At 74.3% G+C, this 21,253-nt stretch carries 19 protein-coding genes; 3 read left to right on the top strand and 16 right to left on the bottom strand.

The window, feature by feature from the left end; translation table 11 throughout:
- Positions 1-121: 121 nt before the first annotated feature.
- A complete protein-coding gene (locus tag D1350_RS14710; RefSeq protein WP_125776788.1) occupies positions 122-682 on the bottom strand; it encodes a DUF1697 domain-containing protein in 561 nt (186 codons plus the stop codon).
- 459 nt (positions 683-1,141) lie between these two features.
- Between D1350_RS14710 and D1350_RS14705 the strand changes: the two genes are divergently transcribed.
- The gene (locus tag D1350_RS14705; RefSeq protein ID WP_240644136.1) at positions 1,142-2,401 is read left to right on the top strand and encodes a PhoH family protein; all 1,260 of its coding nucleotides are present in this window, start codon (positions 1,142-1,144) and stop codon (positions 2,399-2,401) included.
- Positions 2,402-2,488: 87 nt separating this feature from the next.
- Here D1350_RS14705 and D1350_RS14700 read toward each other — a convergent pair whose 3' ends face one another.
- From D1350_RS14700 to D1350_RS14645, 12 genes are all read right to left on the bottom strand, one after another.
- Positions 2,489-3,241, bottom strand: a complete 753-nt coding sequence (locus D1350_RS14700; RefSeq protein ID WP_125776786.1) for a GOLPH3/VPS74 family protein — start codon at positions 3,239-3,241, stop codon at positions 2,489-2,491.
- A gap of 68 nt (positions 3,242-3,309) precedes the next feature.
- Positions 3,310-3,801 carry a YxiG-like protein gene (locus tag D1350_RS14695; protein WP_125776785.1) on the bottom strand — a complete coding sequence of 164 codons (492 nt, stop codon included), beginning with the start codon at positions 3,799-3,801 and terminating at the stop codon, positions 3,310-3,312.
- The gene (locus D1350_RS14690; protein WP_125776784.1) at positions 3,798-4,430 is read right to left on the bottom strand and encodes a hypothetical protein; all 633 of its coding nucleotides are present in this window, start codon (positions 4,428-4,430) and stop codon (positions 3,798-3,800) included. The genes D1350_RS14695 and D1350_RS14690 overlap by 4 nt, the downstream gene beginning before the upstream one ends.
- Before the next feature lie 25 nt (positions 4,431-4,455).
- Positions 4,456-4,749: a helix-turn-helix domain-containing protein gene (locus D1350_RS14685; RefSeq protein ID WP_125776783.1), complete on the bottom strand. Its 294-nt coding sequence runs from the start codon at positions 4,747-4,749 to the stop codon at positions 4,456-4,458.
- Between the two features lie 124 nt (positions 4,750-4,873).
- On the bottom strand, positions 4,874-5,596 hold the full coding sequence (locus D1350_RS14680) for an ABC transporter ATP-binding protein (protein WP_206074549.1): 723 nt from the start codon (positions 5,594-5,596) through the stop codon (positions 4,874-4,876).
- Entirely contained in the window at positions 5,596-6,531 is a 936-nt protein-coding gene (locus tag D1350_RS14675; RefSeq protein WP_125776782.1) for an ABC transporter ATP-binding protein, read from the bottom strand. Before D1350_RS14675 ends, D1350_RS14680 begins: the two co-directional genes overlap by 1 nt.
- 30 nt (positions 6,532-6,561) lie before the next feature.
- Positions 6,562-9,267, bottom strand: coding sequence for an FtsX-like permease family protein (locus D1350_RS14670; protein WP_125776781.1), 2,706 nt, complete (start codon positions 9,265-9,267; stop codon positions 6,562-6,564).
- Positions 9,264-12,611 carry an FtsX-like permease family protein gene (locus D1350_RS14665; protein WP_125776780.1) on the bottom strand — a complete coding sequence of 1,116 codons (3,348 nt, stop codon included), beginning with the start codon at positions 12,609-12,611 and terminating at the stop codon, positions 9,264-9,266. The genes D1350_RS14670 and D1350_RS14665 overlap by 4 nt, the downstream gene beginning before the upstream one ends.
- A gap of 177 nt (positions 12,612-12,788) precedes the next feature.
- Entirely contained in the window at positions 12,789-14,228 is a 1,440-nt protein-coding gene (locus D1350_RS14660) for a class II fumarate hydratase (protein WP_125776779.1), read from the bottom strand.
- A gap of 72 nt (positions 14,229-14,300) precedes the next feature.
- Positions 14,301-14,972: a carbonic anhydrase gene (locus D1350_RS14655; RefSeq protein ID WP_125776778.1), complete on the bottom strand. Its 672-nt coding sequence runs from the start codon at positions 14,970-14,972 to the stop codon at positions 14,301-14,303.
- The gene (locus D1350_RS14650; protein ID WP_125776777.1) at positions 14,969-15,886 is read right to left on the bottom strand and encodes a carbohydrate kinase family protein; all 918 of its coding nucleotides are present in this window, start codon (positions 15,884-15,886) and stop codon (positions 14,969-14,971) included. Before D1350_RS14650 ends, D1350_RS14655 begins: the two co-directional genes overlap by 4 nt.
- On the bottom strand, positions 15,883-16,131 hold the full coding sequence (locus D1350_RS14645; RefSeq protein WP_125776776.1) for an exodeoxyribonuclease VII small subunit: 249 nt from the start codon (positions 16,129-16,131) through the stop codon (positions 15,883-15,885). The genes D1350_RS14650 and D1350_RS14645 overlap by 4 nt, the downstream gene beginning before the upstream one ends.
- A gap of 127 nt (positions 16,132-16,258) precedes the next feature.
- On the opposite strand from D1350_RS14645, the gene D1350_RS14640 reads away from it, so the two are divergent.
- Complete coding sequence (locus D1350_RS14640) at positions 16,259-17,878, top strand: ATP-binding cassette domain-containing protein (protein WP_125776775.1); 1,620 nt, start codon at positions 16,259-16,261, stop codon at positions 17,876-17,878.
- A 33-nt stretch (positions 17,879-17,911) separates the two neighbouring features.
- Here the strand turns inward: D1350_RS14640 and D1350_RS14635 are convergent, their stop codons facing one another.
- Together D1350_RS14635 and xseA are read right to left on the bottom strand one after the other, a co-directional pair.
- Entirely contained in the window at positions 17,912-18,127 is a 216-nt protein-coding gene (locus D1350_RS14635) for a CsbD family protein (RefSeq protein WP_125776774.1), read from the bottom strand.
- Positions 18,128-18,244: 117 nt separating this feature from the next.
- Positions 18,245-19,501 (bottom strand): exodeoxyribonuclease VII large subunit, encoded by a 1,257-nt coding sequence (gene xseA / locus D1350_RS14630; protein ID WP_125776773.1) that lies wholly within the window; start codon positions 19,499-19,501, stop codon positions 18,245-18,247.
- Between the two features lie 83 nt (positions 19,502-19,584).
- Here xseA and D1350_RS14625 point away from each other — a divergent pair, with 83 nt between their 5' ends.
- Positions 19,585-20,610: a 4-hydroxy-3-methylbut-2-enyl diphosphate reductase gene (locus tag D1350_RS14625; protein WP_125776772.1), complete on the top strand. Its 1,026-nt coding sequence runs from the start codon at positions 19,585-19,587 to the stop codon at positions 20,608-20,610.
- 69 nt (positions 20,611-20,679) lie between these two features.
- Here the strand turns inward: D1350_RS14625 and D1350_RS14620 are convergent, their stop codons facing one another.
- The gene (locus D1350_RS14620) at positions 20,680-21,240 is read right to left on the bottom strand and encodes a TetR/AcrR family transcriptional regulator (protein WP_125776771.1); all 561 of its coding nucleotides are present in this window, start codon (positions 21,238-21,240) and stop codon (positions 20,680-20,682) included.
- Positions 21,241-21,253: the final 13 nt, after the last annotated feature.

The raw sequence follows: 21,253 nt of genomic DNA, 5'->3' as shown, positions 1-21,253 counted from the left end.
GGCCACGTGGTCTCCAGTCCGATAGCAGAACAGCGGCGTGAAGGGTCCACGCCGCGACGCCGACCAGACTTCCCGGCACACCTGGGTACAGCGTACCGGGCTCGCGACCCGCCGTGTCGCGTCACCCCTCCAGGTCGCGGGTCATCTCCAGCAGCCGGGTGACGGTGTTCCAGTTGCGTCCGGTGAGCATCGTCCCGGCGGCCTTGTCGAGCACGTCCGCCGTGAGGCGCGAGGTCCCGATCCCGTCGACGTAGTGGACGTAGACCACGCCCTCGGCGACGGCGATGCGTTCCCGGCCGGGGTGGCGCAGGTCGAGGCGGGCCACGCCGGCCTCGTCCACCGGGCCGAACGGCACGTGGGCCTGCAGGTGGGACGGGTCCTCCCGCGCCGCGGCCGGGAACGGGTTGTCGCGGACCACGGCGGCGAGGCGCGTGGCGGAGAGCGCGACCGCGGGCACGTCCAGGTCCAGGCGGGAGGTGAGGCCGTCGTGCACGAGGCGAGCGACGTCGTCGGCCACCGTGGCTCCCGACGTGCCCGGGGTGACCACGAGGTTGCCGCTGGTGAGCAGCGTGCGGACGTCGGCCAGGCCGGCGTCCTGCGCGACGCCGCGCAGGTCGGCGGCGGGCACACGCCGGTGGGGGCCGAGATTGACCCCGCGGAGAAGGACGACGAAGGCGCTCATGTTTTCATCCTGCCGCAGGCAGCCGCTCCTGTGCACGGGCGCCGTCGAACCGTTATCACCAGTCAACTTGACCAAGTCTTGGTTGTTTGGTCAAGTTGTTACCAACATGTGAACAGTGGGTGACATCTTGCGACGCGCCGGTATCGAGGTCTGGCAATGAGCGGGGTGCGCGCGTAGTTTCGCGAGCAGGGACGACACCCAGTCGTCCTCCGGGAGGCCAACCTTGGAGTATCCGCTCCGTGCAGGAGGGCCGGCCCCGGCTCTGCGGCACGTGGCTGTGCCCGGAACCCGGTCGCCCGCCCCCACGTTCGACGCTCAGGCGTCGGAGGGAGTCCTGCTGTGGTCTCTTCCGCAACCAGCCCCACGCCCGTGACCGCGACCGCCGAGCCCGGTGGCGCGGACGGCGACAGGCGGACCTTCGTCATCGACACCTCTGTCCTGCTGAGCGACCCCCGAGCCATGTTCCGTTTCGCCGAGCACGACGTCGTGCTCCCGGTGGTCGTGATCACCGAGCTCGAGGGCAAGCGTCACCACGCCGAGCTGGGCTACTTCGCCCGCAGCGCCCTGCGCCTGCTCGACGACCTCCGCATCAAGTACGGCCGCCTCGACGCCCCCGTCCCGGTCGGCGACGCGGGCGGCACCCTGCGCGTGGAGCTGAACCACATCGACCCGATGGTGCTGCCCGCCGGGTTCCGCCTGGGCGACAACGACACCAGGATCCTCTCCGTCGCCGCCAACCTGGCGGCCGAGGGGGCGGTCGTGACGGTGGTGTCCAAGGACCTGCCCATGCGCGTCAAGGCCTCGGCCGTCGGGCTCGCGGCGGAGGAGTACCGGGCCGAGCTCGCCGTGGACTCCGGCTGGACGGGCATGCGGGAGATCGACATCGCGGACGAGCAGATGAAGTCGCTGTGGGAGGAGGACTCGCTCGACCTCGCTGAGCTCGACCCCGCCGTGGTCGAGGCGACCGGGCCGCTGGTGTGCCACACCGGCCTGGTGGTGCACTCGCCGCGCGGCTCGGCGCTCGGCCGCGTGACCGCTGACAAGCGGGTGCGTCTCGTCCGGGGCGACCAGGACGTGTTCGGGGTGCACGGCCGGTCGGCCGAGCAGCGCGTCGCGATCGACCTCCTGCTCGACGAGGAGATCGGCATCGTCTCCCTCGGCGGACGGGCGGGCACCGGCAAGTCGGCGCTCGCGCTGTGCGCGGGCCTCGAGGCCGTGATGGAGCGCGGCAAGCACCGCAAGGTCGTGGTGTTCCGGCCCCTGTACGCGGTGGGCGGCCAGGAGCTCGGCTACCTGCCCGGCAGCGAGTCCGAGAAGATGAACCCCTGGGCGCAGGCCGTGTTCGACACCCTGGAGGCCCTCGTCTCGAAGGAGGTCGTGGAAGAGGTCATCGCCCGCGACATGCTCGAGGTGCTGCCGCTGACCCACATCCGCGGGCGCTCGCTCCACGACGCGTTCGTGATCGTGGACGAGGCGCAGTCTCTCGAGCGGAACGTGCTGCTCACGGTCCTGTCCCGCATCGGGCAGAGCTCGAGGGTGGTGCTCACCCACGACGTCGCGCAGCGCGACAACCTGCGCGTGGGCCGGCACGACGGCGTGGCCGCCGTCATCGAGGCCCTCAAGGGGCACCCGCTGTTCGCCCACGTCACCCTGACGCGCTCCGAGCGCTCGCCCGTGGCGGCGCTCGTCACCGAGATGCTGGAGTCGCTGGAGGTGTAGGACGGCCGACGCCGGTGGCGCGCCTCCAGCGGGAGGTGCGTCACCGGCGTCGGGCCGGGGTCAGGCGGTGTCGCCGATCAGGCGGTGTCAGGCCGTGGGAGCCGGCTCGGCCGGGGCCGCAGCGGCCTCGGCGTCCTTGGAGGCGGCGAGGATGAGGGCGGCGGCGACGCCGGCGCCGACCACGGCGACCGTGGCGACGGTCGCCGCGATGGCCACCTGGGTGGCGACGGTGGCGAAGCCGTACTCGCTGCCGGCGATCTCCTCGGCGCGGTCCTCCGCGGCCTTGCGGTTCTCCTTGCCGACCAGGCCGCCGATGAGGCCGGAGCCGTGGAGGAGGGAGATCAGGGTCGCGGTGCGCTCGTCCGGCTCGGCGCCGTCGACGAGGACGGAGCGGAGGGTCGCGCGCAGCGCGGTCTCGTGGGCCGAGTCGGCGGCGGGCCAGCGGGTGATGGGGAGCATCGCGAAGAGCTTGCTCTCCTTCTTCTCCAGGATGCCGCGCTCGGCCAGGCCCGCGAGGAGGTTCTCCTCGGCGTCCTTGGAGATGGCCTCGACGACGGCCTGCGCCTTGCCCTCGGTGGCCAGCACGGCCTGGAGGGCGGCGTCGAGCGCCGGGTGGCCGGTGGGGTCGTTGTTGGTGACCCGGACGTACGCGTCGAGAGCCTGCTTGCGCTCCTCCTTCGTCGCGCCCGCCTCAGGCCCGCCCTTGACGAGCGTGCGGTTCGCGGCGGCGAGGTCGGCCATGAGGGCCCCCGCCAGGCGGACGCCGAGGTTGTCGACGCCGGCGGTCTTGCCCGTCTCGTCGTCGACGGACAGGAGCAGGAGGTCTTCAGCAATCAGCATGGCGGGATCGTATATCCGGCAAGGGAGACAGGAGTAACTTGTCCGCTCTCCGGGAAGGGTTCTCTCCGTCAGTCGTCGCCGACCGTGTAGGCCGACTCGCCCGCGGCGACCACCGAGACCTCCAGATCGGAGAAGACGAGGCGCACACGGTGCCCGTTGCCTTCGTAGAGCGCCTCGTGAAACGGGATCCCGACCCGGTCCGACCAGGACTTTGCATCCCCGGAACTCTCGACGACCGTGAACCCCGGATAGGCGCTCTGCAAGCTCACGCCCCACACGTAGCCGTCCAGCTCGTCGAATGCAGCGAGATAGGTCTCGTGGTCGAGAAGCCGCGGATCGAGGGACGTCTTCCAGATCTCGGCCGGCAGGGCGGTCAAGGCCTCCGCCACGACGCAGTGCGTGAACCGGTACCGTCGGTGCTCCGGCGGGACGCCGGTGGAGGGTGCCGCCTGAAGGTAGACGTAGAAGTCGTAGTCGCGCAGGTGCTTGGCGAACCCGTGGAAGACGACGGCGTGGTCGAACGCCTCGTCCAGGGCTGCTCGGATCTCGGCGCGGTTCACCGCGCGACGCCGGCACAGGAGCGGCAAGCGACGACGTCTGACGCGCGCCCGTCGTCGAGCACGGCGTGACAACGCACGCACCTGCTGCCACGGAACTCGATCGCGGGCGGGTTGTGCGCCGTGTCCGGCGTCGCAGGTCCGAAGAGGTCCCGGTGCGCCTCGAACAGGGCAGATAGGTGGACGGAGATCTCCTGCTCGTGGATCGACAACGGGTCGCGCGGCTCGCGTCCACGCGAGGCGCCAACCACTTCCAGGACCTCGCGGTACGTTTCGGCGGTGATGTGATGCTTCAGGAACAGACCCGGGTGGACCGCTGAGATTGCGAACCGAGCCAGGTCCTTCTCGCCAAAGTCCGTCACGTTCGCTGTCACGACGTAGTGTGCGCCGGCCTCGACCGCCGCGGCCAGGACAGGTTGGTCCTTCGCATCGGTGTCTTCGAGCTCGGCGGGCTCGTCGGGGTCAGCGGCGAAACGCCAGTCGTACCGCTGACGCAGCACCGAGACCGGAACATGCCCAGGGCTCTGATGGCGCTCTGCCTCTGCCTCGACCCACGGGCTGAACACCAGCTCGTAGTCCGCCAGCGGACGCGACAGGTACAAGATCGTGCGCGGTACCGGGGATGCGAGCACGTTGGCGTCGACGAAGGCCCGAAGCCTAAAAGTCGATGCCAAGGCCGTCCGCCATCTCTCGCACGTACACGCGCCGGAACCGCTCCACTTCATCCAGTGGGATTCGGTGACGGTTACCGCGACGCTCGGACCGGATCTCCCCTGCGAGGATCCGCCGCTGGATCGTCGCCCGCGACACCCCGATCGACTCGGCCATCTCCGCGGGCGTCATCGACGGACGCTCGAAGGTGACCCGCGCATGCTCGCCCGCGGCGAGATGACGGCGGATCACCGCCTCCCAGTCGTCCGGCGAACCCGGCACGATCTCCATCGCACTCATGACCTCAGGGTAGCTGAGTGAACAGATATCGGCCAGAACTGATCACGTTGACGGGGCGGCCCTGTTCACCCTCCCGGCTGTCGTGTCGGGCGTGCCCGGCCCTCGCGTACCCCGTGACTGTGGCCTAGGCAAGGCTTATCAAAGTGTCGTCGTGGAGCCGGCCGTCCTCCAGCCGCAGCACGCGGTCGGCCAGCGCCATGAACGTCGGGTCGTGGGTCGCCACCAGCGCCGTCATGCCCTCGGCCTCGACCACGCCGCGCAGCAGCGCCATCACCGCCAGCCCCGTCTCGGAGTCGAGCTGTCCGGTGGGCTCGTCCGCGATCAGCAGCTTCGGCGAGGCGGCCAGCGCCCGCGCGATCGCCACGCGCTGCTGCTGCCCGCCGGACAGCTCGCCCGGGCGCTGGTCGGCGTGGTCCCCGAGCCCTACCAGGTCCAGCAGCAGCCGCACCCGGGACTCGCGCTCGGCCACCGGCGCGCCCCGAAGCCGCAGGGGGACGCCCACGTTCTCGGCCGCGGACAGCGTCGGCACGAGTCCGAACGACTGGAAGACGAACGCCACGACGTCCCGGCGCAGCGCGTCGAGCCCGCGCTCGTCGAGCGACGACACCTCCCGCCCGGCGACCTCGACGCGCCCCTCGTCGGGACGGTCGAGGCCGCCCACGATGTTGAGCAGGGTCGTCTTCCCCGAGCCGGACCGCCCGACGACCGCGACGAGCTCCCCCGGCCGCACCTCGAACGACACGCCCTCGAGCGCGTGCACCGCGGCGGCGCCCCGCCCGTAGGTGCGCTGCACGCCCTCGACGCGGACCAGCGGCTCCGCCGTCGCCATCAGCTCTGTGGTGCTCATCAGCTCTCCCTCCCGGACCGGACCGTCACCTGGTGCTCCTCGAGCGCGAGGCGCACCCGCCCCACGAGGTCGAGCGCCTCGCGGTACTCGCGCGGCAGCTGCACGCGACCTGCCCGGTCGAGGACGGCGAACTCCTCCGCGACCGTGTGCTCCGTGCCGTCGTCGTGGGTGCGGGTGCTCCGCAGCACCTCCGAGCTGGTGCGGCCGTCGCGGATCGCCACCGTGCGTCGCACGTGCTCGCTCACGCTCGGGTCGTGCGTCACGACCAGGACCGTGGTGCCGAGCTCGGTGTTGACGGACCGCAGCGCCTCGAGCACCTCGGCCGACGTCGTCGTGTCGAGCTCGCCCGTGGGTTCGTCCGCCAGGAGCAGCGCCGGGCTGTTCGCCAGGGCGACCGCGATCGCGACCCGCTGCTGCTGCCCGCCCGAGAGCTGCCCCGGCCGTCGGTGCGCACAGTCCGCGACGCCCAGCGCCCCCAGCAGCTCGTGGGTGCGGGCGGCCCGCTCCCGCCGGGGCACGCCCGCCACCGACTGCGGGAAGTCGACGTTCTGCTCGGCCGTCAGGTACGGCACGAGGTTGCGGGCCGTCTGCTGCCAGACGAAGCCCACCGACTGCCGCCGGTACGTCACCCGCTGGGCGCGCGTCATCGCCGCGAGGTCCCACGGCCCCACCCGTACCCGCCCGGCCGTCGGCACGTCGAGGCCCGACAGGATGCCGAGGAGCGTCGACTTGCCCGAGCCCGACGCCCCGACGACGGCGACGAGCTCGCCCTCCTCGACGAGCAGGTCCAGGCCCTGCAGCGCCTGCACCTCGATCCCGTCCGACTGGTAGATGCGCACCAGGCTGTCGCAGACCACGAGAGCGCCGTCGCCGAACGTGCCCTCCGCCCGGACCGGCTCGGTCCTGGCCCCGGTCGTCGTCGCTGTCCCGCTCATGCCCGCCTCCTCGTTGGCCCCGTCATGTCCTCACCATGTGCGCAGCACGTCCCCGATCCGGACGTGCCGGCGCGAGCGCGCCTCGGCCGCCACGGCGGCGGCCAGGGCCGCTGCGGTCACGCCGACCACGAGCGCGAAGGGCCACCACGGGACGAGCAGGGCGGGGTCGCCCCCGCCGGCGAGCGACCCGAGGTCCTGCGCGGAGGTCAGCAGCACCGCGACGAGCACCCCTGACGCCAGGCCCGCGGCCACGGCCGCCGCCAGCACGGGCGCGAGCTCCGCCGCGGTCAGGGCCCGCCCCGCCGCGCGGGGCGTGCCCAGGGTGCGCAGCACCGCCAGCACCCGGGTCCGCTCAGGCGCGGTGGCGAGCACCGTCAGCGCCACCGCCGCGACGGCGAGAGCGGCGAGCATGCCCGCCGCGAGCAGGTAGAGCGTCACGAGGCCGACCGCGAGCGGGTCGGTCCGCAGCCCCGTCGCGCGCTCCTCGCGCGTCGTCACGGTGCCCGACGACGCCCCGGCGTCCCTCAGCTCCTCGACCGCGGCCTGGGCCCCGGGACCGTCGAGCCAGACGACGTCCACCGGCAGGTCGCCGGGGGCGAGCCCGAGCGACGCCGCCAGCGCGGCCCGGTCGACCACGACCACCGGCACGGTGGGTGGGCCTGTCACGTCGAGGTGAGGGCCGGTGGCGGCGAGGTCGAGCACGCCCGCGACCACGAGGGGAACCGTCGAGTCGAGCGCCCAGACGTCGGGCTCGAGCAGGCGTGCGGTGCGCTCCAGGCGGGGGTCCAGCAGCGCCGGGACGGGGCCGCCCAGGGCGGGCAGACCGGCGTCCGCCAGCGCGGTGAGCTGCGGGAAGGCCGCGGCGTCGACGACCAGGACCGTGGTCTTGAGGCCGCTGCCGCGCGCGAAGGTCCGCCGGGGGAGGACCGTGCCCGCCGCCGTGGTCACGTCAGGGCGTGGCGTGAGCGCGAGGGCCGCGAGGTCCTCGTCCGGCCCGTCGACGCGGGCCGCCGCGCCGACGACCACCGCGGCAGCGCCCTTCTGGGCCTGCTGGACGGTCGCCGCGGCCGCCGCGCACGAGACGGTGAGCGCCGCGGTGATCGTCAGGGCGAGCACGGGGGCGGCGGCACTCGCCCCGGACACCCCGCGAACCCCGGTCCGGCCGCCCGCCGCGCGCGAGGCGGCGACGAGCGGCACCAGGCCGCGGCCCCGGGAGGCCGCGCGCTCGGCCACGCCCAGCAGCAGGGGGAGGACCCGCAGCACCACCACCGTGCAGGCACCGGCCAGCAGGATCGGGGCGGCGGCGACGAGGGGGTCGCCGTCGGGCACGACACCGCGGAACAGCGCCGCGGCGACGGCCGCCGCGGCCAGGCCGACCACCGTGGCCTCGGCCGACGTGCGCCACGTGCGGCGCGCACGCGCGTCCCGCTCCCGGTCGCGCCGGTTGGCGGCCACACGGCGCCCCGCCCACGACGACGCCGCCACCCGCGCGGCGAGCACGACGGGCGCACCGGCGGCCACCGCGAGCACGGCGACGGCGGGCAGCGCCTCGGGGCCGGACGGGGGGCCGCCGGACGGCAGCGTCGCAGCGACCGCCGCGACGGCGGCGAGCACCGTCAGCGGGACCGACTCGGCGGCCGCGCGCAGGGCCACCGACGCGACCGACGCCCCGCGGGCCCGCTCCAGCTCCAGCACCTGGCGGCGGCGGGCCACGAGCAGGCTCGCAGCCAGGAAGAGGACGAGACCGCCGGCTGCCGCCAGGCCGGTCAGCACGGTGGCCGCCTGGCCGCGGGCCACCGCGAGCCGGGCGGCGTACGCGTCGAGGACGCCGTCGAGGACGGTCTCGACCATGGGGGTGCCCGCGGTCGTGCTCGCGAGGGCGTCCGGGGTGGTGGCCGCGCGGACGAGGTCGCTGCGCAAGGTCGTGGCGTCGTCGGCGCGCAGGGCGGCCTCGTCGAGGGGGAACCGCACCTGGATGGTCGCCGACCCGGAGGCCAGGACCTCCAGGGCGGTACCGAGCGACTCGGCGGGCAGCAGGGCGGAGGCTGGGCGCAGCGACGCGCCCTCGCGGAGGGGCCCGGGCGCGAGGAGGTCCCCGGCGTCGGTCCACGCCAGGTCGTCCGCGGCGACGGGCTCGAAGACGCCCGCCACGCGTGCGGTCAGGACCTCGGACGAGAGGGTCAGCATGTCCCCTGGGCCCACGCCCATGGCCTCGGCGGTCGCGGCGGAGAGACCCACCTCGACGGCCCGGGAGCCGCCGTCGTCCGGGGCTGCGCCGTCGTCCGGGGTCCCGGGCGCCCCGCCTGCGACCCAGGTGACGGCCGCGTCCGGGGCGTGCACGAGCCGGAGGGAGTAGGGACCCGCCGGGGTGAGGGTGTTCAGTCCGGCGGTGCGCAGGACGGAGACCGGGTCGCCGGTCACGGCGCGCAGGGCGGGGGGCAGGCCGCCGTCGGCCGCCGCCGTGAGGCTCTCGACGAAGGACTCGGGATGCCGCAGGTCCGTGCCCTCGCGCCCCACGTACCGGACGACGACGTCCGCGTCCCGCCCGGCGGCTGCCACGGCGGCGCGGAGGCCGTCGTCGGCCGCCCGGGTGAGAGCCAGCGGAGCGGCGAGGGCGCCGAGCGCGACCACGGCGGTGAGCGCCCCGTAGGCCGCGACGAACCCGGCGTGGCGCCGGGCGCGGTGCGCCGCGACGGGGAGGGCCTGGACGGTCGCGCGGAGGGCGCGGGCGGTCATCGGTCCGCCCCCAGCCGCAGCAGGTCGGCCGACGCCTGGCGAACCTGGGTGCGTGCCGTCCCCCCGACGGCGAGCGCGACGACGACGAGCGCCGCGCCGCCGAGCCAGGCCAGGCTCGCCCACGGCACGTCGAGGACGGGGTCGGGCACCGGCACGCGGCCGTCCGGTCCGACGGCGAGCGCGGTCGCCAGCAGCGCCGCGACCAGCGCGCCGACACCGAGCCCGCCGGTCAGGCCGACGGCCGCCAGCAGGCCGTGCTCGGCCAGGACCGCCCGCACCAGCGCGGCGCGCGGCACGCCGAGGGCCTGCAGGCGGGCGAGCTCGAGCCGGCGCAGCCGGAGGCCTGCCGCGACGCTCGTCGCCACCCCGGCCCCCGCCAGGAGCACGGCCGCTGCCGAGAGGATCCAGAGGGCGGCCTGGAGGCCCACCCGGTCCGGCCCGTCGAGCAGGGCTGCGCGCTCGCCGGCCAGCGACTGCGCCTCGCCGAGGTCGACTGCGGCCGCGGTCAGGGCGGGGACGGCGTCGTCGGGCACGGTGCCCCACCACGCGTCGGGGCCGCGGGCAGCGGCGGCTGCCGCGAGCTCGGCGGCCTGCAGGGTGTCGCGGCGGACGAGGATCCCCGGGCCGGTCCCGCCCGGCAGGTGCTCGACGACGCCCGCCACCTCCAGCAAGAACGGTGCCGAGCCGCCGAGCCGCACGGTGTCGCCAGGCACCAGCTCCGCGGACGCGGCCAGCTCGGCCGTGACCACCGCGGGGAGCGGCTGCGGGACGGCGAGGGCGCCCGGCGCGGCGACGAAGCCGTCGCCCTCGAACGAGAAGGTCACGGGTTCGATCCTCTGCTCGAGGGTGAGGGCGCTCGCGGACGCCTCTGCGTCCACGGGGCTCTGCGTGCCGGCCCCGGGGATGCCCGTCCCGACCGTGCCGCCGGACTGCGGGCGGGTCAGCGCCGTCCATGAACCGTCGAGCGGCACAGGGGTGACGGCGCCGGTGCTGTCCGTCGCGGTCAGGTCGGCGACGGTCACCTGGAGGGTGCCCGGGCCACCCACGAGGTCCTCGTCCGGGAGGTCGCGCCCGGGGACGGCCGTGACCAGCAGGCCGACCACGCGCAGCGAGGCGCCGGCAGAACCGTCCGCGGGGGCCGCGTCGCGCAGCGTCACCTCGCCGACCGTGGACCCGCCGAGGGGCACCCCGCCGAGCGGGTTCGTCACGAGGGCGCTCTGCGTGCGGACCCCACGTTCGTCCTCGAGCACGACGTTCACGAAGACGCTGCCGGCCAGGGGCGGGTCGACGGTGGCGGTGATGCGCGCCGAGAGGCGGGTGGCCTCCGCCGGGAGGGGCAGGCCTGCCGCGGGGGCGGCGGCCGGCCCCAGGTGCGCGACGACGTCGTCCCAGGTGGTTGCCGTCCCGAGGCCCGCGCTCGGCTCGACGCGGCCCCGCAGGACCGAGGCGTCGTCGACGCCGAGCAGCCGCGCTCCCAGGCCTTCGCTGTCGCCGTCGGCCCCCTGGAAGGCCACCGCCCGGTCGGTGACGGGCAGGAGCGCCAGCGCGGCGACCTGGGCGGACGCGTCGAGCGGGGAGCCCGGCACGTCGGTGAGGCGCAGGTCGGTACCGACCGTCTGCGCGGCCTGCTCGACCTGCGAGGTGCGCCAGGTGGCGAGCGTGACCTGCGCGAACGTGCCGCTCGCGACCGCCAGGGTCACCAGCAGCACCGTGCCCGCGGCGCGGTCCGGACGACGCCCCGTCTCCCAGGCCGCGAGCGGCGCCACGAGGCGGCGCGAGCGGGCCGCGAGGGCGTCCGTCGCCCGCGCGAGCAGCGGGAGCGCCCGCACCACGAGGAGGGCGCAGGCGAGGAGGAGGAGCGCGGGCGCGGCGACCAGCACGGGGTCGGCACCTGCGTCGGCCGACGGCGTCCGGTACCGGTCGAGCTGCCAGCCCGCCACGCCCGCGACGACGAGCAGGGCGACGGTGCCGCCCGACCGCGCGAGGGCCGTCCGGACGGCGGCCGCGCGGCCGGGCCGGGTCGTCGGGGCGTCGGAGTCGGCATCGTCGGGGCGGAGGACCGGGACCATGAGCAGGGCGGCGAGGAGGGCGGCGCCCGCCGCGCACGTCCACCACAGAGCGGGCGTGGCGAGGGCGGTCGCGAACGGGAGGGCGGCGCCGCCGGAGCCCCCAGGGACGAGCGCGTCGGACACGGCGCTCACGAGCAGCGCGGCGAGCCACGGGGCGGCGAGAGCCGCGACCGCCGCGACCGCCGCCGCCTCGAGGGCGGCGAGGGCGAGGAGCTGCCCGTGGGACGTGCCCCGGGCAGCCATGAGCGCGAGGCCGGCCGTGCGCTGCTCCGACAGGAGCCGGGCGGCCAGGAGCAGCGCCGCGCCGCCGACGACGAGCAGTGCGAGGCCCGCCACCAGGACCCCGGCGTGGGTCGCCGCCAGCCGGGCGGCGACCCCCTCGAGCGTGTCGTCGAGGCGCGTGCTCAGCACCGACGACCTGGTCTGCCGGTCCGTGGCCGCGCGGAGGACGGACTGGCCGTCGACGAGCCGGTCCCGCATCGCGGCCGACCCGGCGGTCGTCAGGCCGGTGAGGTCGGGCATGCTCGTGACGCGGGCCTCGGCGGCGGGCACGACGCCGTCGAGCAGCGTCGCCTCAGGGGCGAGCAGCGGGCCCCATACGCGGACCGTGGCAAAGCCGAAGCTCTCGGGCAGCGGGAAGGCGGGGTCGTGGCTCGCGCCCTCGAGGAGGTCGGGCCGCCACGCGGAGCGAGGTCCGACCAGCTCGTACACGCCCGTGACCTCGACCGTCACGCGGCTCGCGCTGTTCGTGCCCCGGAGGTCGAGCCGGTCTCCCACGCTCCAGCCGAGGGCCTCCGCCGCGGACTCCGGCACGGCCACGGGCACGACGTCCGGCTCCAGCAGCGGGGCGCCGGGTGCCGGGACGGTGCCCTCGACGACCCGGACGAGGGAGGAGTCGGGCACGGACGCGAGGTACGTGGCCGGTTCGGTCAGGTCCTCACCGGGCTGCATCAGGCCGGTCGAGACCCAGGCCGACGTCGTGAGCGGGACGTCCCCGGCGAGCGAGGCGAGGGCGCCGGACGTCGTCTCGACGGCCGTGCGTGCGGCGCCGTCGGAGTTCATGGGGCCACCGAGGCGCAGGTCCGCGACGAGGGCGACGTCGGCGGGCCGTGCGCTGTCGAGCGCTGCGCCGAGCGCGCGGTCCTGCGCCGTGGTGAGCAGCAGCGAGAAGGAGCCCAGCAGCGAGCAGGTGACGAGCGTCAGCGCGGTCACGGCGGCGAGGACGCCGAGCTGGGCCCCGGCACGTCGGCCGAGCACGCGGGGCAGCCAGGCCACAGGTCTCCTCGGAGGTCGGGACGGCCCGCAGAAGAAACCCCGGCGTGCCGTGCCCCGCAGACGCTACCTCTCGGTGTGGGAGCGTTTCCATGCTCGGTTCGGGTCGTTACGAAGTTGTGACGCCGCACAGGTCCGCACCTCGCTGTGGGTGCGGACCTGTGCGGCGTGAGGGCTGGGTCAGGCCTGGGGCGGGCGCGTCATCGAGAGGACGTCCAGCGCGGTGTCGAGCTGCTCCTCCGTGACCTCGCCCCGCTCCACGAAGCCCAGGTCGATGACGGCCTGGCGCACGGTGATGCCGGCCTTCACCGAGTGCTTCGCGACCTTGGCGGCCGCCTCGTAGCCGATGACGCGGTTGAGCGGCGTCACGATCGACGGCGACGACTCGGCGAGCGCGCGTGCCCGCTCGACGTTCGCCGTGATGCCCACGACGGTCTTGTCCGCGAGCACGCGGCTCGCGTTGGCGAGGAGGCGGATCGACTCGAGGACGCCCTGGGCGATCACGGGGATCTGCACGTTCAGCTCGAACGAGCCCGACGCACCGGCCCACGCGACCGTGGCGTCGTTGCCGATGACGCGCGCGCACACCATGAGCACGGCCTCGGGCACCACGGGGTTGACCTTGCCCGGCATGATCGACGAGCCCGGCTGCAGGTCGGGGATGAAGATCTCGCCGAGTCCCGTGTTGGGGCCGGAGCCCATCCAGCGGAGGTCGTTGCAGATCTTCGTCAGCGACACCGCGATGGTGCGCAGCGCGCCGGACAGCTCGACGAGGCCGTCACGCGAGGACTGCGCCTCGAAGTGGTCGCGCGCCTCGGTGAGCGGCAGGCCCGTGTCCTCGGCGAGCAGGGCGATGACCCGCTGCGGGAAGCCGGCCGGCGTGTTGATGCCGGTGCCCACGGCGGTGCCGCCGAGCGGGACCTCCGCCGCGCGAGGGAGGGCCGCCTGCAGACGCTCGACGCCGTAGCGGATCGCCGCTGCGTAGCCGCCGAACTCCTGGCCGAGGGTGACCGGGGTGGCGTCCATGAGGTGCGTGCGGCCCGACTTCACGACGGTGGCGTACTCGTCGGACTTGGCCTGCAGCGCGCCCGCGAGGTGCTCCAGGGCCGGGACCAGGTCCTTGATGACGCCCGACGTCGCCGCGACGTGCACCGACGTGGGAAACACGTCGTTCGACGACTGGGACGCGTTGACGTGGTCGTTCGGGTGCACGTCGCTCCCCAGCGAGCGGGTCGCGAGCGTGGCGAGCACCTCGTTGGTGTTCATGTTCGACGACGTGCCCGAGCCCGTCTGGTACACGTCCACCGGGAAGTGCGCGTCGTGCACGCCGGTCGCCACCTCGTCGGCGGCGGCGACGATCGCGTCGGCGATCGCACGGTCCAGCACGCCCAGCTCGGCGTTGGCCTGCGCCGCAGCCTTCTTGATGCGGGCGAGCGCCTCGATGTGGCTGCGCTCGAGCGGCGTGCCCGAGATCGGGAAGTTCTCCACGGCCCGCTGCGTCTGGGCACGGTAGAGCGCGTGCGCGGGGACGCGCACCTCGCCCATCGTGTCGTGCTCGATGCGGTACTCGATGGGGTCGGCGCCGGCCGAGCCGGACGGGACGACGGTGTCTGCAGTCATGGATCTATCGTGCCGCACCGTGCGGGACGACCCGCCGTGAACCGTGTCACTCCGGCGCGTCGCCCCGGAGTGTCAGATCGCGGGCTGCTCGCCCACGTCCCCCACCACGTCGACGAGGCGGGCGCTGCCCTCGGCGAGGTCGTACTCCACGCCGACCACCGCGCACCGGCCCTCCGCGACGGCCCGCGCGAGACCCGCGGAGTAGCCGTGCAGCATGCCGACCGTGTGCACCACGTGCTGGCGCCGCAGGATGTTCGGGTCGGACAGCGCCCGGAGGTCGATCCCCGGGTCACCGGCGGTGATGTTGACGATCGAGGGGATGACTCGGTCCACGATGGCGCGCACGAAGCCCGACGGCTGCTCGCCCGTGGCCAGCGTGTGCGCCGCCGCTGCGACCGCGCCGCACGAGTCGTGGCCAAGGACGACAACGAGCGACGCCCCGAGCACGTCGACCCCGTACTCGATCGAGCCGATCACGGTGGTGTCGAGCACGTGCCCGGCGGTGCGCACCACGAAGACGTCGCCGAGGCCCTGGTCGAAGATGATCTCCGCGGCGACCCGCGAGTCGGAGCAACCGAAGATCACCGTGTGCGGGTACTGGGCGGCCTGCAGCTCCCGCCGCCGGTCGGCGCTCTGTGACGGGTGCGCCGGCTCGCCGGAGACGAAGCGGCCGTTGCCCGACCGCAGCAGGGCCCAGGCCTCCTGCGGGGTCAGCGGGACCCTGTCCTGCGGCGCGCCGGTCATCGGGCCACCTCCGCACGCCGCGGCGGGTTCGCCCCGGCCCGCGACACCGTGATCGCCGCGACCGCTGCGCACCGCCCGAGGATCGAGGCGGCGACGTCGTCGCCGATCGCGTGCAGCTCCGCACGACGCGCCGCCCCCAGCAGGTCCGCGTCCCACAGACCGTCGAGGAGCGCGCCCATGAACGAGTCGCCCGCACCCACGGTGTCGACGACCTCGACCTTCGGGGCCGCCACGTCGACCTCGCCCGCCGCGGTCACCGCGACGGCGCCCGCGCCGCCCAGGGTGACCACCACGAGGGCCGGGCCGCTGCTCCGCCACGTGCGTGCGACGTCCCGCGGGTCCTGTCCCGGGTAGAGCCAGGCGAGGTCCTCGTCGCTGACCTTCACCACGTCCGCCAGCGCGACCAGCGACTCGACCAGGGGGCGCGTGGTCCCCGCGTCACCCATGATCGCCGGGCGGGCGTTCGGGTCGTACGTCACGGTGGCGGTGGCGCGCGCCACCTCCAGCAGGGCGCGCACCTGGGAGGCCCCCGGCTCCAGCACGGCGGCGATCGAGCCGGTGTGCACCGCGAGCGTGCCGTCGGACGCGGCGGCGCCGTCGGGCACCCGCCAGGTGAGGTCGAAGTCGTACGTGGCCGCGCCCTGCGCGTCCAGCGTGGCCACGGCGACGCTCGTGTGCTCCGCGCCGTCGCTGCCCTCCACCACCGTGACGTCGGACTCCGCGAGCCAGCCGCGCACCAGGTCGCCCCGCGCGTCGGGTCCCGTCCACGTCGCCAGCCGCACGTCCCGCCCCAGGCGGCCGAGCGTCAGCGCGACGTTCGCGATGCTGCCGCCCGGGTGCTCGGCGGACGTGCCGTCGGGACGGTGCACCTCGTCCACCAGGGCCTCGCCCACGGCGAGGACGTGGCCGCTCACGCGGCGTCGCCCGAGGCGTTGGCACCATCAGTTGTCGCGGCCTGTGCCGCCGCGAGGCGCTCGCGCGCCCCGTCCAGCCACTCCTGGCAGCGGGCGGCGAGGGCCTCGCCGCGCTCCCAGAGCGCGAGCGACGCCTCCAGCGGCTCGCCGCCGGCCTCCAGCCGTCCGACGACGCGGACCAGCTCGTCACGCGCCTGTTCGTAGGAAAGGGATGCCACGTCAGGGAAGTCGAGGTCGGTACTCACGAGGAACAGTCAACAACACGTCACCCACATCCGGGGCGACTCGTCCACAGGTTGTCCGGGACCGGGGCCGACGGCGACCCGACAATGAGTTTGGACCTGGGCGCACCAGGCCGGACCATGGTGACCCATGGGCCATCTCGAAGTCGCGCACGTGGAGTACCAGCTCCCCGACGGCCGGACCCTCCTCGGGGACGTCTCCTTCCGGGTGGGCGAGGGCAGCGCCACCGCCCTCGTCGGGCCCAACGGTGCCGGCAAGACCACGCTCCTGCGGATCGTCACCGGCGAGCTCAAGCCGCACGGCGGCACCGTCACCGTGTCGGGCGGGCTGGGCGTCATGTCGCAGTTCGTGGGCTCCGTCCGCGACGCCTCCACCGTCCGCGACCTGCTCGTCTCCGTCGCGACGCCCCAGATCAAGGACGCCGCCCGCGCCGTCGACGCCGCCGAGCAGGCGATGCTCGAGTCCGACGACGAGGACGTCCAGATGGCGTACGCCCAGGCGCTCGCGGACTGGGCCGAGGTGCGCGGCTACGAGGCCGAGACGCTCTGGGACGTCTGCACCATGGCCGCCATGGGCGTGCCCTACGACCGCGCGCAGTTCCGCGAGGTCCGCACGATGTCCGGCGGCGAGCAGAAGCGGCTCGTCCTGGAGGCCCTGCTCCGCGGCACCGACGAGGTGCTGCTCCTCGACGAGCCGGACAACTACCTCGACGTGCCCGGCAAGCGGTGGCTGGAGGTGCGGATCCGCGAGACGCGCAAGACCGTCCTGTTCGTGTCCCACGACCGCGAGCTGCTGGCCAGCGCCGCCGACCGCATCGTGTCGCTCGAGCCCGGCCCCGCCGGGGCCGACGCCTGGGTGCACGGCGGGGGCTTCGCCACCTTCCACGAGGCCCGCCAGGAGCGTTTCGCGCGGTTCGAGGAGCTGCGCCGGCGCTGGGACGAGAAGCACGCCCAGCTCAAGAAGCTCGTGGTCACGCTGCGGCAGGCCGCCGCCGTGAGCCACGAGATGGCGTCACGCTACCGGGCCGCCCAGACGCGCCTGGCGAAGTTCGAGGAGGCCGGACCGCCGCCCGAGCCGCCGCGCGAGCAGGACATCACGATGCGCCTCCGGGGCGGGCGCACCGGGCTGCGCGCCGTGACCTGCGTAGGGCTCGAGCTCACGGGCCTCATGAAGCCGTTCGACCTCGAGGTCTTCTACGGCGAGCGCGTCGCCGTGCTCGGCTCGAACGGGTCGGGCAAGTCCCACTTCCTCCGGCTCCTCGCCGGCGGCGACGTGGCGCACACCGGCACCTGGAAGCTGGGAGCCCGCGTCGTGCCCGGCCACTTCGCCCAGACGCACGCCCACCCCGAGCTCATGGGGCGCTCGCTGCTGTCGATCCTGTGGGAGGACCACTCCCTGCAGATGGGGCCCGCGATGTCGTCGCTGCGCCGGTACGAGCTGGTCGGCGCGGCCGAGCGGCCGTTCGACCGGCTGTCGGGCGGCCAGCAGGCGCGGTTCCAGATCCTGCAGCTCGAGCTGTCCGGTTGCACGGCGCTGCTCCTCGACGAGCCCACCGACAACCTGGACCTCGAGTCGGCCGAGGCGCTCCAGGAGGGCCTGGAGGCGTTCGACGGCACGGTCCTGGCCGTCACCCACGACCGGTGGTTCGCCCGGTCGTTCGACCGGTACCTCGTGTTCGGGTCGGACGGCGTGGTGCGCGAGACCGCGGAACCTGTGTGGGACGAGCGGCGGGTGGACCGGGAGCGCTGACCGCGCCCGGCCCACCCGAATGAGGCGACCGCGTCAGCGGCGGTCCTTGTCCGCGATGTCGCGGATCGAGTCCTTGGTGTCGTCCATCGCGTCCTTCAGGCGGTCGCCGGCCTGCTTGGCCTCGGCGCCGGCCTGCTCGCCGCGGCCCTCGGCCTGCAGCTTCTCGTTGTTCGTCGCGTCGCCGAAGGCCTCCTTGGCCTTCCCCTTGGCCTCCTCGGCCTGGTGCTTCATCTTGTCGCCCGCGCTCATGGCTACTCCTCGGGTCGTTGCACGGCGCGCCAGCTTCCGGCGCCCCTGGACGTTGTCCACGGTGGCACCGAGCCACTCCGCTCGCACGTGTGGTGGTTCAGGCAGCGCGCTGCGCCGTCAGGCGCCCGCGGCCGTGACCTCCGCCTCGAGCGAGCCCTGCGCGAGGCGGACGTGCACGCCCGAGCCGACCGTGACGTCGTCGGGCGAGCGCACCACGTGGCCGTCCGCACGCTGGACGACGGCGTAGCCGCGCTCCAGGGTCGAGGCGGGGGAGAGGGCGCGGACCTGCGCGCCGAGGCGCCCGATCTCGCCCGCCGCGCGCAGGAGAAGGGCGTTCAGCGTGTGGCGGGCGTGGCCGACCGCCTGCGTGACGTCCCGCTCGCGCCACTCGATCATGACCTCCGGTGCGGCGAGGACCGGCCGGGACCGCATCCCGTCCAGACCGCGCTGCTCGCGGTCCAGCAGGCTCACGACGGCGCCGCGCATCCGCGCGCGGGCCTGGACGAGCCGGGACCGCTCCTCGGACACGTCCGGCACGATCCGCTTGGCGGCGTCCGTGGGGGTGGAGGCGCGGTAGTCGGCCACGAGGTCGAGGAGCGGGGCGTCGGTCTCATGGCCGATCGCGCTGACGAGCGGGGTGCGGCACGCCGCCGCGGCCCGCACGAGGGCCTCGTTGCTGAACGGCAGGAGGTCCTCGACCGAGCCGCCGCCTCGGGCCACGACGATCACCTCGACGTCCGGCCGGGCGTCGAGCTCGGCGATGGCGTTGCTCACCTCGCGCACCGCGTTCACGCCCTGGACCGCGACCTCGCGGGTCTCGAACCGGACCTGGGGCCAGCGGGCGCGGGCGTTGACCACGACGTCGTGCTCCGCCTTGGACTCCCGGCCGCACACCAGGCCGACCACCGCGGGCAGGAAGGGCAGGGGGCGCTTGCGCTCCGGGTCGAACAGCCCTTCCGCCGCGAGGACCCGGCGGAGCTGGTCGATCCGGGCCAGGAGCTCGCCCACGCCGACGGCGCGGAGCTCGCTCGCCTGCAGCTGGAACGTGCCGCGCTTGGTCCAGAAGGTGGGCTTCGCGTGGATCACGACGTGGTCGCCCTCGGTGGGCGCCACGGGGAGCACCGCGAGGATGCGGCTGAAGACCGTGACCGGCAGCGAGACGTCCAGGTCGGTGTCGCGCAGCGTCAGGTACTGCAGGCCGCTGCCGGGGCGCTGGTTGAACTGCACCACCTGCCCCTCCACCCACACCGGCGGCATGCGGTCGATGTAGCCGCGGATCTTCTCGGAGAGCACGCGCACCGGCCACGGGCGCGACGGCGTGGTGTCGAGGGCCTTCTCGGGCAGCGGCAGCGGGGCGGCGGGCTGGTCGGTCACGCTCCAAGCGTGCCCCACGCCACCCACACCGTGCCCCACGCCACCCACACAAGGCCTCCTCACCGCTCGCCTAGACTGGCCGCGTGACCGTCACCGCCTCGCCCACCCTCACCAAGCGCGTGCTCCTCGCCGCGCCCCGCGGCTACTGCGCGGGTGTCGACCGTGCCGTCGTCGCCGTCGAGAAGGCGCTGGAGCACTACGGCGCACCGGTGTACGTGCGCAAGGAGATCGTCCACAACAAGCACGTCGTGGAGACCCTGCGCGACCGCGGCGCCATCTTCGTCAACGAGACGGACGAGGTGCCCGAGGGCGCCCGCCTGGTGTTCTCGGCCCACGGCGTGTCGCCGGCCGTCCGGGCCGCGGCCGCGGTGCGGAAGCTGGACACCATCGACGCGACGTGCCCCCTCGTGACCAAGGTCCACAAGGAGGCCGTCCGGTTCGCGGACGACGACTACGACATCCTGCTGATCGGGCACACCGGTCACGAGGAGGTCGAGGGAACGGCGGGCGAGGCTCCCGACCACGTGCAGATCGTGAACTCGCCGGACGAGGTGGACAAGGTCGTGGTCCGCGACCCCGCCAAGGTGGTGTGGATCTCGCAGACCACCCTGTCGGTGGACGAGACCATGGAGACGGTGCGCCGCCTGCGCGAGAAGTTCCCGTCCCTGCAGGACCCGCCCAGCGACGACATCTGCTACGCCACCCAGAACCGCCAGGTCGCGGTCAAGAAGCTGGCCCCCGAGTGCGACGTCGTCATCGTCGTGGGCTCGGCCAACTCCTCCAACTCGGTGCGGCTCGTCGAGGTGGCGCTGCAGTCGGGCGCCCGCTCCTCGTACCGCGTCGACCGCGCCACCGAGATGCAGGACGAGTGGTTCGAGGACGCCACGACGGTGGGGGTCACCTCCGGGGCCTCCGTGCCCGAGATCCTCGTCAACGACGTCATCGCCCGGCTCGCCGAGCAGGGCTTCGCCGACGTGCAGGAGGTGCGCACCGCCACCGAGGACCTCATGTTCTCGCTGCCGCGCGAGCTGCGCCCCGCGCTGAAGGCCGCCGGCGAGGTGGACCCCCGCCCGCGTCGCGAGAAGCGCAAGGAGCTTCCGCTCGCCTGACGCGCGCTCAGCACAAAGCGACTCGGGTATGACGGGCCGTCCCTGGTTGTCCCGGGGCGGCCCGTCGTCCTACCAGGAACCGCCGAGGAGGAGCGCGCTGGCTCGCGTGCTCACCTCGGCGCGGCTGCGCCCGCCGGGGTGGTCGACGGTGATCAGGTGGGTGCCGATCGCCATGCAGAAGGCGAGCAGGCTTCGGGCCTCCACCTCGTCGGGGTCCGGGCAGAAGGTGCTGATGGCTTCGCGGAGCAGCTCCATCCGCCGGTTGTCCACCCGGCGAAGGCGCTCCGCGACCGCCGGGTCGCGCCGGGCCCAGTCGCGGACGGCAAGGTCGATGGGGAACAGGCGCTGGCTGGAGAACGTCAGCTGCCCGGCCAGCCGGGCCTTCTCCAGCGCGTCGCCACCAGCCTGCTCAACCTGCTCCAGGACGTCGTCGACGCTCTCGCGCTCCCAGGCGTCGAGCATCTCGCTCAGCAGCGCGCCGCGGTCCGTGAAGTAGCCGTAGAACCCGCCCTTGGTCACGCCGAGCGACGTGGCCAACGACTCCACGCGGACGGCGTCCACGCCGCCCCGGGCCAGCGTCAGCAGGCCCTCCTCGATCCATCTCTCTCGTGGGGTGCGCAGTGCGCCCATGTGACCCGCCTCA

The sequence above is a fragment of the Antribacter gilvus genome (assembly GCF_003946865.1).
GTDB lineage: Bacteria > Actinomycetota > Actinomycetes > Actinomycetales > Cellulomonadaceae > Antribacter > Antribacter gilvus.
This window is presented reverse-complemented; position numbering and strand designations above follow the sequence as displayed.